Genomic DNA, 16450 nt, shown 5'->3' on the forward strand with positions numbered 1-16450 from the left:
ATGCGCGAAGCTCAAGACCGGACATTCACCACCCACGACGGCGTGGGATTGTTCTACCGGCACTGGCCGGCCGTGGCCGCGGACCCGGGCGAACCCCGCAAGGCCGTGTTGCTGTTTCACCGAGGTCATGAGCATTCCGGGCGCATCGCGCATCTGGTGGATGAGCTGGATCTGCCCGGCTTCGACTTCTTTGCCTGGGACGCCCGCGGCCACGGCCAGTCTCCCGGTGAACGCGGCGACAGCCCGAGTTTCGCCACCAGCGCGCGGGACGTGCAGACCTTCTGCGATCACATCGGCGCGACGCATCAGATCGACGAGCAGAACATCGCCGTGGTGGCGCAGAGCGTCGGCGCGGTGATCGCGTCCACCTGGGTCCACGATTACGCACCGCGCATTCGCTCGCTGGTGCTGGCGTCGCCGGCGTTCAAGGTGAAACTGTACGTGCCGTTCGCCCGCCCGGGCCTGGCGCTGATGCGCAAGTTTCGCGGCAACTTTTTCGTCAACAGCTACGTCAAGGCCAAGTTCCTCAGCCATGATCCAGAACGGGTGGCGTCCTATGACAACGATCCGCTGATCACCAAGGCGATTTCGGTGAATGTGCTGCTGGGCCTGTATGAAGCCGCCGACCGCGTGGTCGCCGATGCCCAGGCGATCCAGGTGCCGACGCAGTTGTTGATCTCCGGTTCCGACTTTGTGGTGCATCGCAAACCCCAGGAGCAGTTCTTCGAGCGGCTGGGCAGCCTGCACAAGGAAAAACACATTCTCCCGGGGTTCTTCCACGACACCCTGGGCGAGAAGAACCGCGCGCCGGCCATCGCCAGCGCGCGGCGTTTCATCCTGCAGAATTTCGCCCGTCCGCTGGACCGCCCGTCCCTGCTGGATGCCGACCGCATCGGCGCGACCTGTGCCGAGTCCGAAGCCCTGGCCGCGCCCCTGCCGCACAATTCGTTGCGCGACCTGTACTGGCGCATGACCCGTGCCAGCATGCGCTTTGGCAGCACGATGTCGGACGGGGTCAAGCTGGGCTTCGACACCGGATTCGACTCCGGCAGCACCCTGGACTACGTCTACCGCAACATCCCTACCGGCACCTCGGCACTGGGACGGATGATCGACAAGAACTACCTCAACTCCATCGGCTGGCGCGGCATTCGCCAGCGCAAGCTGAACGTCGAGGAGTTGCTGCGCCTGGCGATGGGCAAGTTGCGCGAAGAGCACCGCGAGGTGCGCATCGTCGACATCGCCGCCGGTCATGGCCGCTACATTCTCGAGGCGCTGCACGGCGTTAATCCACTGCCCGAGTCGATCCTGCTGCGCGACTACAGCGATATCAACGTGCGCGACGGCAGTGCATTGATCGTTGAAAAAGGCCTCGGCGACATCGCCCGGTTCGTCAAAGGTGACGCCTTCGATCGCCAGGATCTCGCGGCGCTGGAGCCCAAGCCAACCCTCGCCGTGGTGTCCGGCCTGTACGAGTTGTTTGCCGACAACCAGATGGTCGGCGGTTCGCTCGCCGGCCTGGCCGAAGCGGTGGAGCCCGGCGGTTACCTGGTCTACACCGGCCAGCCATGGCACCCGCAACTGGAGCTGATCGCCCGCGCCCTCACCAGCCACCGTGCCGGCCAGGCCTGGGTGATGCGTCGACGCAGCCAGGCCGAGATGGATCAACTGGTCGAGGCGGCGGGCTTTCGCAAGATCACCCTGCGGGTCGATGAGTGGGGCATCTTCAGCGTGTCGCTGGCGCAGCGCGTGCAGTGATGAGCGCCGTCATCGCACCGCCCCGCGAACCTGCCCTGCTGAAACCGGCGGTGTGCTGGCTGCTGTTGCTCGCGCCGCTGTTCTTCAGCACCTATGGTTTCGCCACCTGGGTGACGTCCCAGCGCGACGACGTCGGCAGCCTGGTGTTCGGCTGGGAAAGCCACATGCCGTTCCTGGCCTGGACCATCGTGCCCTACTGGTCGATCGATCTGCTGTACGGCCTGTCGCTGTTGCTGCCCACCAGCCGCGCGGAACTCAAGCGCCATGCCTTGCGCCTGCTCACCGCCCAGGCGATTGCGGTCAGTTGCTTCCTGATCTGGCCGCTGCGCTTCACCTTTCCCCGACCGGAGATGGACGGCGTGTTTGGTTGGCTGTTCGACGTGCTCGCGGGCTTCGACAAACCGTTCAACCAGGCGCCGTCGCTGCATATCGCGCTGCTGGTGATTCTCTGGGTCTGCTATCAGCGGCACCTGCAGGGTGCTTGGCGCTGGTTGATGCACGGTTGGTTCGCGCTGATCGGCGTATCGGTGCTGACCACTTACCAGCATCACTTTGTCGACGTGCCGACCGGCGCACTGGCCGGCTGGCTGTGTGTCTGGTTGTGGCCGCTGGACCGGCCGAGCCCGCTGCAAAGCGCTCGGCTGACGGCGGACCGCAGCCGTCTGCAATTGGCCCTGCGCTATGGCATGGGTGCGGCGGCGCTGTTCGTCCCGGCATTCGCCTTTGGCGGCGCGTGGCTCTGGCTGATCTGGCCGGCGGTGGCGGTCTTGTTCGTGGCGCTCAATTATCTGCTGTTCGACGTCGGCGGCTTTCAGAAGCGTACCGATGGCCAACTGAGCCCGGCGGTACGCTGGTTGTTGGCGCCGTATCTCGCCGCTGCCTGGATCAACTCTCGCTGGTGGACGCGCGAGCATCCGCAGCCGGATCACGTGACCGATAACGTCTGGCTGGGGCGCATTCCCACCCCTCTGGAGTTGAAGGACAGCGCCTTTACCGGGGTGCTCGACCTCTGTGCCGAAATGTCCATGGACAGCAGCGGGATCGCCTATCGCTCGTTGCCGGTGCTCGATCTCACGGCGCCAACCGCCGAGCAATGCCTGGAGGCCGCGCAAGCGATTGAAAAGCTGCGCCAGCAAGGGCCGGTGCTGGTCTGCTGCGCCTTGGGCTATTCGCGCAGCGCCACCGCCGTGATCGCCTGGCTGTTGCACAGTGGCCGGGCAGCGAGCGTCGATGCCGCGATTGTGCAGCTCCAGCGCGTTCGCCCGCGTATCGTCTTGCACCACGCGCACCGTCGGGCGCTGGAACCGCTGCGCCAAGGCCATCGCCATGAGCAGTGATATGCAGCTGCACACTGTGGCTAGCCTGTTGCGCCGAGGCCATTCGCTGGACCAGTTTTCCACCGGGCTGACCCTGCTGGCGGCGCTGCTGGGGTTGGGGCAATGGCTGGTGGGCAATGTCGATCCCTGGTTGCTGTTGTTCAGCGTCGTATTGTTCAGCCTTGGCGTGTTGCAAAAGTACTGGGCCTTGCGCGTGGCGTTCGACGCCGATCTGTTCCAGCGCGTGGCCGATGGTATCCAGCCATTGGCCGAGCGGACCCAGGCACTGGATCAGGCCCTGAGTACGCTTGGCCTGCAACCGGCCGAACGCGGTGGCCGCCCGTGGAGCGAACGCAGCCACGGCGCCTTGCGGTTGCTGCGCAGGCAATCGCTGTTGTTGGCCGCACAAATTGTCTTGACTCTGGGCTTCATCCTGGCCAGCCCTTGGCTGGCTTTTTAAAACGTAACGAATACCGGATGGTGAGTGACCATTGTGGCGAGGGAGCTCGCTCCCGCTGGGCTGCGAAGCAGCCCTGGAGCCAGGCATCGCGGTGCGTCAGGCTGATGGTATCGGCCTGTTGGGGGGCTACTTCGTAGCCCAGCGCGAGCAAGCTCCCTCGCCACGGTTGTTCATCATCAACAATTGCATTGCTGCTTAAGTTCTCGGGACAAGGAATCCTCATGCTCGAACCCGTGGTCGCCAACCTCATCACCTCCGCCGCCCGCATGGTCACGGGCGCCCGCAGCCTGTGGCTCGGCAGTGCGCCGCGACCGGTGCAGCGGATCTACTTCGCCAACCACAGCAGCCACGGCGATTTCGTGCTGCTCTGGGCCTCGCTGCCACCGGCGCTGCGCAAGCTCACCCGGCCGGTGGCGGGTTCCGATTATTGGCAAAAGAGCCCGGTGCGTCGCTACATCATCAATCGGGTGTTCAACGGTGTGCTGGTGGATCGGGAGCGCAAGGATCCGTCCTACAACCCGCTGCAGCCGATGCTCGAAGCCCTGGAGAACGGCGACTCGCTGATCATCTTCCCGGAAGGCACGCGCAACCCCGATGAAGGCTTGCTGCCGTTCAAGAGCGGGATCTATCACTTGATGAAAAGTCATCCCGAGGTCGAGGTGATCCCGGTGTGGATCGCCAACCTCAACCGCGTCATGCCCAAGGGCCGCGTGCTGCCCCTACCGCTGTTGTGCACCACCAGTTTCGGCGCGCCGTTGTGTATCGAAGACGGTGAAAGCAAAGAGCACTTCCTTGAACGCAGCCGCGCCGCGCTGCTGGCACTGGCCCCGGAGCACGTCTGATGGATCGATATACCCTCATGTTGTTTGGCGGGATTGGCGCAATTCTGGTGCTGGCTTCGCTGATCGGTTTCATTCTCAAGCTGAAGACCAAAGGCACGCCAAACTCAGTCATCGACAACCTCAACGCGCGGATCAACGCCTGGTGGATCATGGTGCTGGTGATCGGCATTGCGTTCTGGCTCGGCAATGCGGCGGTGATCCTGTTGTTCTACGCGGTGTCGTTCTATGCCCTGCGGGAATTCCTGACCCTCACACCGACCCGGCGCAGTGATTATCCAGCGTTGGTGGCCGCGTTCTACCTGGCGTTGCCGCTGCAATACCTGCTGATCTACTACGACTGGTACGGACTGTTTTCGATCTTTATCCCGGTGTATGTGTTCCTGCTGCTGCCGATCCTGGCGTCCCTGGGGGGCGACAGCACGCACTTCCTGGAGCGTGCTTCCAAGGTGCAGTGGGGATTGATGATCGCGGTGTTCTGCATCTCCTTCGTGCCGGCCTTGCTGACCTTGGACATCGCCGGCTTTGAAGGACGCAACCTGCTGTTGATCGCTTACCTGGTGATCGTGGTGCAACTGTCGGATGTGCTGCAGTACGTGTGCGGCAAGCTGTTCGGCAAACACAAGATCGCACCGAACCTGTCGCCGTCGAAAACCGTCGAGGGTTTTGCCGGCGGTATTTTCCTGGCTTCGCTGATCGGTGGTGCGCTGTGGTGGATCACGCCGTTCAACCCTTGGCAATCATTCCTCATCGCCTTGCTGATCAACCTGCTGGGCTTTGCCGGCGGCATCGTCATGTCGGCGATCAAGCGCGACCGGGGCGTCAAGGATTGGGGGCACATGATCGAAGGCCATGGCGGCATGCTCGATCGGTTGGACTCGGTGTGCTTCGCCGCGCCGATCTTCTTCCATCTGGTGCGGTACTGGTGGACCTGAAAAAAAGCCCACTTGAAGTGGGCAAAAGGGAAAACGACTGTTACACCATCTTGGGAAGCATCAGGTCGACTGCTTACCGGTGGCTGGGGGCATAGCGGTGCAATCGCCCCGGACCTTGCGCGCCCGGGCCAGGGCGCGCTCCCATTCCCGGAAGTCGTGACTGCAAAAGATATCCACGGGTTGATGGTCCCGGGACAAGGCCAGTTCCCGCAAACGTCCCTGGTTATGCAGGCGCGCCGGACGATGGGTGTCCATCATGTACTGATAAAGCTTCAGGCCCGGTGGGCAATGGGGCTCGGGCTGGTGGACTTCATCGTGAAAGAAATACGCATCGCCGGCATGCAGCATCCAGCCGTCCGGGGTGCGCAGGGCGATCCCGGCGTGACCGGCGGTGTGGCCCTGTAGCGGCACCAGGAAAATATCCTCTTCCTCGGCACCGATCAGTGCACGCACCGAGTCGAAGCCGAACCAGGTGTCGCCTTCGGTGGTGTAGAACTCCCAACTGTCCACCCCCTGCCACTGGCGGGCCTGGAACCGACGCCGATTGATCCAGGTGTTTGCAGAGCGGGCCACCGCCATCTCATCGCGCATCACATGCACCCGGGCCTGGGGGAAATCCTGCAGCCCGCCGGCATGATCGAAATCCAGATGGGTCAGCAGGATATGGCGCACGTCGTGAGCATCGAAACCCAGGCGCCGGACTTGCTCCAGGGCCGTGAGGCGATGTTCGAACTTGATGTTGTTGAAGACACGAAAGAACCGGCTCAGCCGCTCCGGCGTCTGCACATCCCGCTGGCCGAAACCGGTGTCCACCAGGATCAGGCCGTTGGTGTCGGTTTCAATCAACAGGCAATGACACACCAGACACGCCGTCAGCCCCCCGCTATACCCATCGAACAAAGCCCCACCCACCGGGCACATGCAACCGCAGTTCAGGTGATGGACGCGCATGGATGGCCTCCTGTCGCGGGGGTGGGCTTGCCCTGTTTTATGAATGGGCTCTTTGAAATCGACTGGAAGTCAGGGGGAGAATTCAGGGGAGGCGACAAGCGGCGGCACCCGTCAGACCTCCTCTTCGTCTGAAAGACACCCGATCAGCAAATCGAGGTTGCCGAATACAAGAGGCAATTGTTAACGTAACGTCAAACGTCATTACAGGTACCACCCCATGGCTTCTATCAACATTCGCATCGACGACGACCTGAAGCAGCGATCATTCGCCGAGCTGGAGAAGCTCGGCGTCACACCTTCCGAGTTGCTGCGTCAGACACTTCAGTACGTAGCAGAGCGAGGCAAGCTGCCTTTTAAAGCAGCTCTGCTCAGTGAAGAAGACGAAGCACTCATTGCGGTGGTAACGGAGCGTCTTTCCAACCCTCAACGAGTGAAGGTCAGCCTGGATGACCTATAGCCTCGAGTTTGATCGACGTGCATTAAAAGAATGGAACAAGCTAGGCGATACACTGCGACAACAGTTCAAAAAGAAACTGATCGAGGTACTTGAAAACCCTCGCATCGAAGCCAATCGACTTAGACAACTTCCCGACTGCTACAAGTTGAAATTGCGAAGCGCCGGGTATCGCCTGATCTACCAAGTTATTGATCAGGAAGTTGTGGTGTTCGTTGTTGCGATAGGAAAACGCGAGCGTGAAGCAGTTTATCAAGATGCGCAGGAGCGCATCTCATCCGATTGATAAGCGCTCTCCGAGTAGCCTATTGAATTGTCCAACCGCTGTCGGACAATTCCTTTTCACGGATAGCTAAAGCTCTTCACCAACGTCAGCTCCCCCACCGCCCGCATCGGCACGACGAACGTTTCCATCTTCTCGCTCGGGGTGCCTTCCTCGGTGATCACGGTGACTTGCGCCGTGGTCAGGGCTTGCACCGCGTCCTGGCCGCCGCTGCTTTCCCCGTCGCCTTCCTCATCATCCGAAACGCTGCGATAGCCGCCGCCGTAGTAGTTCAGGTAGACCTGGTATTGCCCCTTGATCGGTGCGGGCATGGCGAAGATTTCCGGGCCGTAGCCGGTGGTGACGTCGACGTCGAGGACCGCGCCGTTGGGGGCGACGCGGTCGCCGTACCAGATGTGAGCGCCGTCCGGGGTGATGACGTGCAGGTCCAGGTCGGTGCCGTCGCTGTCCCAGGTCAGCAGCACCCGCAGCTTCGCCGGTGTGGCGCCGCCGCTGGTGTTGAGGAACTGGGTGCGGTGGCGATGCTGGCCGTCGGGGCTGCGCACCTCGACGCTGTTGCTGCCGTTGGGGAACGAGAACGGCCGGTCGAAGCGACCCTCCTCATCGAGCTTCAGCGGCAGGGCCACACCGTTGACAATGAGCTTGCCCGGGTCGTTGTTGTCCTTGGGCATGGCCTTGATCTGGCCGGTGATGCGCGCGGTGTTGGCCTGGCCCTGGGGCGTATTGACCGACGAGGCCGGGTAATTGACGGTCTGGCTGAAGTTTTCACCTTCGCCGCCCGGCGCCCCGCTGCGCCACCCACCAATCGGAGTGTCGAGTTTGATCCCATCGGCGGCAATGGCCAGGGGCAACGCGGTCATGGCGCAGAGCAACAGCAAGACCTGTGGGTAACGGAGTGTCATGGTCTATTCCAGCAAGAGGTGACGGGCGAGCCCTTCGATATAGTCTTCGTCCTGGCCGTTGGGGTGAGCTTCAAAGGCCAGGTGCAAATATTCGTGAGTCAGGTCGAGACGGTCCTGCAGCGACAGCACGCCACGGACGTAGATGCGCTGGCGTTCACGGTCAACGTAAGGCCGGCCGAAAGCGACGCGGCACACCGCGAATGAGCTGATTTCGTTGTAGCCCACTTCGCTTTCCAGCCTGGAACGCCAGCCTCGACGCTGCTTGAGCAACCAGTCCTGGGCGGCCGGCAGTGCTTCGCAGGACGCCACCGGATTGTCCCAGCGGCTGAGGCTGGCACGCGGATAGGCATGCAAGAGAATGGCGTCGTAGCGTTGGCCGGCGTTGGCTTGTTCCACGGCTTGCAGCCAGGACAATTTGTCCGGGCCGGATTGGTCGGAGTGGTAGGTGACGTCGGTGCCGGCCAGGACCAGATCGCTGGTCCAGGCCGCGATAGCGCGGGTTTCCGGTGCCGCCGGGCGTGGCGCGACGCGCTGGCGATGGCTGCTGTCGTCGATGCTCAGGCAATCGCCGTTGCGTTGGGCGTTTTGCAGCAGGTAGGTGCGGATCGCCACGGCCAGGGCCTTGGCCGCCTCGGCGGGCTCGGCCTTGGCCTCCCGTTGCAGGACTCGGGCGACATACTCCTCCCGATCCAGGCGCGCCACCAGCTTGCCGGGCGTAAGGAACAGCTCGCCATCACTGTGGATATCCAGCTGATTGCCATTGGTGAACTCGACACGGTAATCGCCCCGCAACTGACCCGGCGAGGCTGGCTGGTTGCCCGACATGACCCGCTGCAACGGATAACGGGCAAACAACCCCACTTCCACGCAACGCCCGGTTTCGGCCGGCCACTGGGTCGGCAGCGCCGTAGCCAGGCCATCACCGAACACCTTCAGGACCTGCTGGCTGGTGCCGCGTCCTCCGGCCCATACGGGCGTGCCGTCGGCCAGCCAACCGGCGAAACCACCCTGGCGTGACGACGGTCCCTGGTCGCCCAGCCAGCTCCAGGTCTTAACCCGCAAACGGCTGCCCAGTTGCCCGACGAGGCGACCATCCGCTGCGTTGAGTACCACGTCCAGCAGCACCCGGCGGGCCTGGTCCTGGGCCGGCAGCGTCGCCAATGCCTTGAGCAATTGCGCGACGGGAACCTGTTTTTGCGGTTGCAGGGTCGGCAGGTCCAGCAGCCACTCGGGCGCCTGACGGATCTGCCAGTAGTCGCGCCAACTGGCGGCCGACAACCCGAGCCGCTGCGGTTCGAAATACAAGCCGCAGGACTTCACCAGTGCCTGATCGCGACCGATACTCTTCCCGGCGCTGCAGCAGTAAACCTCTTCTTTCGACTCACCGCGGCACTCATAGGCCGGCTCGTGGGCATCGGTGTCCACCAGCCACGCGTAGACGAACAACTTCCACAGACTGCCCAGCGGGGCCTGCAGGGAATCGGGCAATGGCTGGCGATCCAGCACCTGGGTCTGGCTCACCCGCAGCAATTGGCCGTCGAAAGCCAGGCGCAACGGCTCGTCCTGCGCTGTCGCCAGCGCAGGGATCAAGCACAACAGCCACCCAACCCAACGCTTGCGCATGTCAGTTGACCGTGACTTGACCAAGCGCCGGTTTCTTTTCCCAGGCCTGATTCTGTGGCGCATAGACCTGAGTGAAGCGCACCGGTGGCAGGTTGAACTGGCCCTTCTGGGAGAAGCGCACCAGATGCCGCAGGCGCAGTTCGCCACTGAGGGCATCCACTGGTACCGCATAAGCCATCTGGCCCGGCTCGAAGCGCGCTTTTTCCAGCGACGTCGGTTCGCTGTCGGGTTTACCTTGCAGCTGGATGCCCCAGGTGGTGCGTTCCACGTCGGCACCCGGTGGCAGTGGTACTTCGAGCATGCCGTAGCGCAGCGGTATCGCGGCCTTGCTGTTGATGATCACTTCATCCAGGTAAAGGCTGTCGCTGGACAACGGTTTGTTGCCCACGGCCTCAAGCGTGAAGGTGAAGGCATCGCCACCCGGTACCAGGCGCGACAGCCGACGGGTGATGGACACGGCCATCGGTGCCACCGGCGGTTGCTGGCTCTGGAAGCTCAGCGCCGCTTGCAACGGACGCTGCTGCGCACCGCTGAGGGTCAGCGTGGTCGGCAACTGCGCACCCTGCCACTGCCAGTAGGTTTCCCCGGTGGCGCCTTGGCGGGCTTTCCAACCTTCGCCAGGAGCCAGCGCCACGGCCGGCGACGCCTGCTCGATGCTGCGCTGCAACCAGGTCAGGGCCAGGGCCCGTTCCAGGGTGGACTGTTGTGGCAGCAACCGTTCCAGCAACGCGGCGGCTCGGGCCTGATCGAAGGTTTGCAACGACAGCACCAGGGCCTGGGCAAACGGCTCGACGCTGACGTCCAGTTGCTGTTGCGCGGCGGCCAGTTGACGGTTGAAAGCATCCGGCAGCGGCACTTTCGCCTGCTTGGCGAGGGCTGCGGTCAGTACCCGAGCACTGGCCAGCCCCAGGGCCGAATCCGGTGCGTTCATGACCAGGCTGTCGTCACCGTTGTCCATCACGCTCCCGGCGCTGCCTGCACCGGCCTTCGCCAGATCGTCCATCAGACCGCTGAGCAAGGTGTTCACCGGCAATTGCATCTGCTTGGCGAACGACAGGATCAACGCGCGCTGCAACAGCGGCGTGTCACCGGCCTGCTTGGCGTAGACCTCCAGCACGCGCTGCCAGTGTTCCGGCGGCAGGCTGATGTCCAGCGCCTTGCTGGCGTGCCAGTCGGCGTAATAGGCATAGGCGGTCAGGAAAGCATCCGGCTCGCCGTCCTGGCCCCACCAGGTGAAGCTCGCCGAGGGGCCGGCCATCTGCACCAGGCGCAGGCGACTGTTCTGCATGATCAGGCGCAAGCGGTCGCGGGTCTGCGAGTCCGACGCCAGGGTCGGGTACGCGATGCTCAACGGCAGCAGGCTACTGGCGGTCTGCTCGACGCCACCGTAGGGGTAACTCAACAGGTCGTCCAGGGCGGAACGGAACAGCGCTTGCGGGCTGTCGTCCAGGCGCAGGCGAACATCGCTGGCGTCGGCCGGCAAGGCCAGTGGCGTGTCGCCGACGGCAACATCGAGGCGTTGGCTTTGGGTAACCTGCCAGCCATTGCCGACGGCGTTCAGGTGAACGGCCAGGGCGTCCTGGGTTTCACCGCTCAACTGCAATTGAACACTCAGGTCACCGCTGCTCAACTCCATGGCTGGCAGCGCCACGTAGTTGATACCTTTCTTCAGGTCCGCCACCACACGTTGCTCGGCACCGGCGTAACGGATCAGCAGTTCCGCCTTCAGCGGTTTGTCCGCCTGGCTGAAAGCGAACAGGCCCAGTTGCGGCTTGTCGCCGATACGGAACCGGGTCGGGCCGCTCCACTTCAGGTACAGCGGTTTTTCCGAAGCGATGAATTGCTTTTTCTGACCGACCTGGCCGTCATCGGAGATGGCCTTGGCGGTGATGCGCCAGCGGGTCAGCGAGTCCGGCATCTTGAAGGTGAAGCGGGCCTTGCCGCTGACATCGGTGACCAGCTCCGGCTGCCAGGCAGCCGTGTCCACGTCCTCACGACGCGGCCGCTCCAGCACCTTGACCCCACGCTCGCTGCGGTTGGCCTTGCCCGGTGCGCCGGGGCTGCCCGGCAGCGCCACGTCGTAGCTGATGAACGACAGGCTGGCACTGGTGCGCACGTTGTTGCGGCGCGGGTGATAGAAGAACTGATCGATGGTCGGCGCCACTTCCGGTTGCAGGGCGTAGATCATTTCATCCACGACACTGACGGTCAGGTGCGCCGGAATCGCCTTGCCGGCGAACTGGGTGCTCAGGTCCACGGTCACCGTGTCGCCAGGCCGGTAAGTGGCCTTGTCGGTGACGACCGCGACGTCGATCTGCGGCGTGACCACCTTGATGCCGGCGTTCTGGAAGCTGTATTGGCCGCCCTTGGTGTAGAGGACCGAGAACGTCATGTTCGGCGCAAAGTTGTCTTTCACCGGAATGCGGGCGCGGTATTGGGTCGGGCTGAGGCTTTCCATTTTCAGCCAGTCGCCGCCCTTGGACAGCAGCGCCGTGGCCTCGACCTTGTCCCGCTCCAGGGACAGCAGCGCATCGCTGACCGGCTCCGGGAAGGTGATCAGCGCCAGCGCTTCGTCACCGGCCTTGTATTCCTGCTTGTCGAGGACGATCTCGACAGTGCCCGGCACGGCCTTTACGCCTTCGCCGGTCACCGCATGCGCCGCGGCGCCGATGACCCGACCATGGTCATCCTTGAGGGTGAGGTTGTAGGTACCGGGACGGTCAAAGGCCACGGTGAAGCCCTTGTCCTTGGCCGTCAGCTTGCCCTCGCCAGTGCTCTGGTCTTCCAGGCGCACCCAGGCATAGCCGGCCGGTGTCACGGCCTTGCTCTGCTCGCTGCCGCCTTCGTTGACGTAGCTGAACGCAACCTTTTCACCAGACGCACTGAAACGCTGGCGAGCGCTCAGGCGGAAATTCGCCGCGCCACGATCGATGAGGATTTCCTTGGTGGTCTTGACCCGATACGCCGCGCCGTCGCTGGCAAACACGGTGAGTGTGTAGCGGCTTGGCTTGTCGGCAGCCGGCAGTTCGAGCGTCGCGACACCCTGGTCGTCGGTGGTCACTTCGCTGCTGGTCAGTTCAACCGGGAATTGCCCCAGGTATTGCAGTTCGTTGTCCACCATCGACAGTTGCTGGGCCCGCAGGCTCAGGCTCACCGTGGCATCGACCACCGGCTTGCCGTCCGGGTACAGCAGCACGAGATTGCCTTTGACCGGCTCGCCGGTGCGGTATTCCTGTTTGGCCAGGTTCAAGGCGATCTCGAAGTGCGGCTTGATGTATTCAGCCACACGGAAGGCGCTGCTGTAGATCTGGTCCTTGTAGCTGAAGCGCAGTTCATAGCCGCCGGCCACGGCGTTTTCCGGCAGTTGGAAACGGCCTTGGGTACCGGCCTTGGAATCCAGCTTAAGGGCCAGGGTCTGCAGCGCGGTGCCCGTGGCATCCAGCACGCTGACATTGACATCGGCCGCCGCCGGTTGCACCGAGTCACGGGCGTTCTTGAATTCACGGCCGACGATTTTCAGCGAGACCCAATCCCCCGGGCGATACAGCGGCCGGTCGGTGAAAGCGTAGAGCTTGGTGTCGTAGATTTCGCTGTCGTAGTAGAAGTTCTCGGAGACGAATACCCCACCCTCCTCGTCTTCGCCAATGACGAACGAACGCTCCGGGCTGACGTGCTTGAGGCGCAGCAGGCCGCTTTCATCGGTAGCACCACTGTTCATCACACCCAGGCCGTCGGTCCACAGCACATTGACCTTGGGCACCGAGCTGCCTTCATGCTTGCGGGCAGCCCAGACCAGCAGCTCGTCGCCGGAAATCTTGCTCACCGCCACGGTGTTCGAGACGAAGACCATGGTGGTCGCCCGGTACTTGCCGACCAGCGCTTCCACCAGGTACAGGCCAGGCTTGAGCTGGCCCAGCGGGATGTAGACGTTGCCCGGCGCGACGCTGACGAATTCGCTGGACGAACCGGCCAGGTTGACGCCCGCAGGCGGCTGGATCGGCTTGGCTTGCCACAGCGGATAACGGAACTGGCTGACCAGCGGCAGGCCCGGGATCAGTGCGAACTGGGCCGGAGCCTCGTAAGGCGTCGGTGCGACCAGGGCGTCACCTACCTTCAATTCCGGTACTTCCTCGGTGACCTGCTGGCGGGATTCGTAGGAGAACGCCCGCTGCATGACCCGACGGGACTTGCGGTACCAGTTGTCCCACAGGTACGCGAGGGTGTTCGAAAGCCCTTCGCCCTTGAACTGGCCGTCACTGACGACACGGTGCAGGTTCTTCTGGCGCTTGAGGAAGTCCAGGGGCTTTTCAATGCGATAGACGCGGATATCGGCGCCACCGTAAGGCTCCATGCGGAACCGGCGATAGTCGCGGCCCGGCGCTTCGAGGCGGACCATGGCCTGCTCATCGCTGGCGAAACTGCTGTCGGCCAGCAGGAAGAAGCTTTCACCGGACACCGGCGTGTAGCCGCTGGGCTCCACCGTGTCTTCGGCGTGCACGAAGGAAGCCAGCAACAAGGCAAACAGCAGGGACAGTTTCGAACACAAGCGCAGCATGCGGGCACCGGTCATTGGGAGAGAAAGTTGAGTCGATAGACGCCGATGAAGTTGGGGTTGGCTGCGTCGGGTATCCATCGGGTGTCCTTCCAGTTCATGAGTTGTTGCAGGCTTGCGGAGCGCATGCCGTTGTCGGTAGGGGTTGTGGTGCCGGTGTGATAGGCGATGTAGCGGCCCATCCAGATCATCAGGTGCTGGTCGTCGCCCTGGTCGAAGAACATCAGGTCGCCGGGACGGGCCTGGGCCACGTCACGGCCCACCAGGCGACTGTTGAACTGGATCAACTTGATGGCATTGACGTAGGGCCCGACCTTGCCGCCGCCCTGCTGCCATTGCTGGGCCAGGCGCCGCTGCTCGTCGCTCAACTCAAGCTCCGGCGGCAGGTAGCGATTGGACAGGCCATTGCTGCGCAGCCATTTCTCGTTGTGGACCTTCAGCGCTTCGTTGGCGGCAAAACGTACGAGCCCGGCACAGTCCTGCTGATACCAGCGCGGGCTCGGGCCCCGGCTCAACTGTTCCTCGGCGATGCGCACGAACCAGGCACGGAAGACCTGGGACTGCTGCACATCCAGCGCCGGCGTTTCCACGGCGAACGCCTGCCCTCCCAGGAACAGTGCCATCAGCCCGAGCATGCGGATCAGTCCGGTCACAGCGCTTTCCATTCCAGCGGCAACCATTGCCAGTGGCCGTCCGGCTCGCTGCCTGCGGGCAGGGTCAGTGCGTATTTGCCATAGCCACCGAGGGTCCGCAGTTTCGGAATCAGGTAGGTCTGTGCGGCGTTGTAGAACACCGGTTCCATGTCCTGGGGCAGGCTGTCCAGGGTTTCACGCTGCATCAGTTGCGCGATGGAGTCCGGGCCGAAGTAGAACGGCATCAGCAAGTCCTTGGGCACAACGTCGGCCATCGGCGGGAAGCGCTTGTCGAGGGTGCCGAGGGCCTTGTCCACCAGTTTGTCGTCGAGGGAGAACAGCAGGGTCGAACCGTGGCGCGCCAGGCTGACCCGCATGAACGCCTTGCCGGTGATGGCATCGGGTTGCAGCGAGTCCTTGGCCAGGTACGGGCCGAAGTTGGAGCTCACCTGGCGCTGCCAGTGGTGCATCGAGCCTTCCTGCTTCTCGACGACCGGGAACGCATGCTCGGCCACGTTGTTCTCATAGGCGCCGACCATCGACCCGAACAGGTTGCCCAGGTCGGCGTCGATCTTGCTGTCCTCTTCGTTCAGGCTGGCCACCAGCAACGGCGTGTACAAACGCGAATCGGCATACCAGCACAGGCCCGCCGCACCGGCCATATGGTCGATCATGGCCTGGGCAGCTTTTTCCTCGGCACCGAGTTTTACCAGCAGCGGTTTCTGTTGTTCAGCGGCCAATGGCAAGGCTACGCAGGCACTCGCGCCCATAGGCATGGCTTGCCAGATCGGCTTGAAGTCGAAATCCGGTTGGTTCTCCAGCTCGTCCATGGCCAGGAAGCTGTGCCAGCCCTTGTCGTCCATGTCGAAACGCAACCCGGCGAAGTTCGGGATGAAACGCTGGTAGCCCATGGCGAGTACGCTGGCGTTGACCGAGATGCGTTGCTTGACCTCAGGCGCCTTGGGCGGCAGGCCGAAGGCTTCGGTGAAGAGTTTGTCGCCATTGAGCAGCGCCGCCAGTGCGGTAGTGGAAACGGCACCACGCTCGTCGAACGCCCCGTTGGCCGGGTCATAGAGCTTGCTCGGATCGGACAGCACCACCAGCTTGTCGCCGTGGGAGGCGAACACCAGGGATTTGTTGGCGTTGTAGCTGAGCTGGTAGAGCGCGACGTCATCGCCGCCGACCTTCAGGTCGCTGAGCTTGCTCAATTGCGTATCGTCCAGGGCGACTTTTGCCAGCGGCTCCAGCACCTTGGCCAGCCCGCCGCGGTCCATCACCAACAGGAAATCCTTGAGCCGGCCATCCGCACCGCGCCACAGCGCCACATCGGCCGGCTGGTCGAAGAGTTCTTCGATCAGGCTGTCCTGCAGCTTCAGGTCATGCTCGTAGATGATCCGGCGCAGGCTGCCGATCAACCCCAGGCGGTCGGCATGGGCCTGGTAATAGAAGACGAAATCCTCAGTGAGCGTGGCCTTGAGGAACGGCACTGCCAACAGGTCCTTGGGCAACTGGCTCAGGGAATGGGCTTCAAGCAGCCCGTCGGGACGACTCAGGCCGAGCTTTTCCAGCGCCAGCGCCGTGGGTGGCGCCTTGGGCTTGTGCATGAACCAGCCCAACCCGGCGGCGACACCGGCCACCAGGCATAGCCCGATCAGCAGCGCCGGCCAGCGGCGCGCAGGTTTAGCGACAGGTGTCGGCACGGTCGGGGAAGCAGTGTTGTCGCTCATATTCACAAGGGCCTGTTC

Annotated in this window: 13 protein-coding genes; 7 read left to right on the forward strand and 6 right to left on the reverse strand. The window is 63.1% G+C overall.

The window, feature by feature from the left end; all coding sequences use genetic code 11:
* The 5 genes from N005_RS19780 (at position 1) to N005_RS19800 (ending at position 5308) form a co-directional block, all read left to right on the forward strand.
* Positions 1-1758, forward strand: coding sequence for a bifunctional alpha/beta hydrolase/class I SAM-dependent methyltransferase (locus tag N005_RS19780; RefSeq protein ID WP_047702734.1), 1758 nt, complete (start codon positions 1-3; stop codon positions 1756-1758).
* Positions 1758-3095, forward strand: a complete 1338-nt coding sequence (locus tag N005_RS19785; RefSeq protein WP_047702735.1) for a phosphatase PAP2/dual specificity phosphatase family protein — start codon at positions 1758-1760, stop codon at positions 3093-3095. Before N005_RS19780 ends, N005_RS19785 begins: the two co-directional genes overlap by 1 nt.
* Entirely contained in the window at positions 3085-3534 is a 450-nt protein-coding gene (locus N005_RS19790) for a hypothetical protein (RefSeq protein WP_047702736.1), read from the forward strand. Before N005_RS19785 ends, N005_RS19790 begins: the two co-directional genes overlap by 11 nt.
* Positions 3535-3755: 221 nt before the next feature.
* Entirely contained in the window at positions 3756-4376 is a 621-nt protein-coding gene (locus tag N005_RS19795; protein ID WP_047702737.1) for a lysophospholipid acyltransferase family protein, read from the forward strand.
* On the forward strand, positions 4376-5308 hold the full coding sequence (locus tag N005_RS19800; RefSeq protein ID WP_047702738.1) for a phosphatidate cytidylyltransferase: 933 nt from the start codon (positions 4376-4378) through the stop codon (positions 5306-5308). Before N005_RS19795 ends, N005_RS19800 begins: the two co-directional genes overlap by 1 nt.
* A 60-nt stretch (positions 5309-5368) precedes the next feature.
* Here the strand turns inward: N005_RS19800 and N005_RS19805 are convergent, their stop codons facing one another.
* Positions 5369-6259, reverse strand: a complete 891-nt coding sequence (locus tag N005_RS19805; RefSeq protein ID WP_047702739.1) for an MBL fold metallo-hydrolase — start codon at positions 6257-6259, stop codon at positions 5369-5371.
* Between the two features lie 217 nt (positions 6260-6476).
* Here N005_RS19805 and N005_RS19810 point away from each other — a divergent pair, with 217 nt between their 5' ends.
* Entirely contained in the window at positions 6477-6716 is a 240-nt protein-coding gene (locus tag N005_RS19810) for a type II toxin-antitoxin system RelB/DinJ family antitoxin (protein WP_047702740.1), read from the forward strand.
* The gene (locus tag N005_RS19815) at positions 6706-6999 is read left to right on the forward strand and encodes a type II toxin-antitoxin system RelE family toxin (protein WP_047702741.1); all 294 of its coding nucleotides are present in this window, start codon (positions 6706-6708) and stop codon (positions 6997-6999) included. The genes N005_RS19810 and N005_RS19815 overlap by 11 nt, the downstream gene beginning before the upstream one ends.
* Positions 7000-7055: 56 nt before the next feature.
* Here N005_RS19815 and N005_RS19820 read toward each other — a convergent pair whose 3' ends face one another.
* Genes N005_RS19820 through N005_RS19840 form a run of 5 tightly spaced genes read right to left on the reverse strand, consistent with a single transcriptional unit; the run spans position 7056 to position 16432 of the window.
* Positions 7056-7898: a YfaP family protein gene (locus N005_RS19820; protein WP_041021241.1), complete on the reverse strand. Its 843-nt coding sequence runs from the start codon at positions 7896-7898 to the stop codon at positions 7056-7058.
* Positions 7899-7901: 3 nt separating this feature from the next.
* On the reverse strand, positions 7902-9521 hold the full coding sequence (locus N005_RS19825) for a DUF2300 domain-containing protein (protein ID WP_047702742.1): 1620 nt from the start codon (positions 9519-9521) through the stop codon (positions 7902-7904).
* Position 9522: 1 nt separating this feature from the next.
* Positions 9523-14091, reverse strand: coding sequence for an alpha-2-macroglobulin family protein (locus tag N005_RS19830; protein WP_081993296.1), 4569 nt, complete (start codon positions 14089-14091; stop codon positions 9523-9525).
* Entirely contained in the window at positions 14088-14708 is a 621-nt protein-coding gene (locus tag N005_RS19835; RefSeq protein ID WP_231983271.1) for a DUF1175 domain-containing protein, read from the reverse strand. Before N005_RS19835 ends, N005_RS19830 begins: the two co-directional genes overlap by 4 nt.
* Before the next feature lie 14 nt (positions 14709-14722).
* On the reverse strand, positions 14723-16432 hold the full coding sequence (locus N005_RS19840) for a DUF2138 domain-containing protein (protein ID WP_047702744.1): 1710 nt from the start codon (positions 16430-16432) through the stop codon (positions 14723-14725).
* Positions 16433-16450 lie beyond the last annotated feature (18 nt).

This window comes from Pseudomonas mediterranea CFBP 5447 (genome assembly GCF_000774145.1).
Lineage (GTDB): Bacteria > Pseudomonadota > Gammaproteobacteria > Pseudomonadales > Pseudomonadaceae > Aquipseudomonas > Aquipseudomonas mediterranea.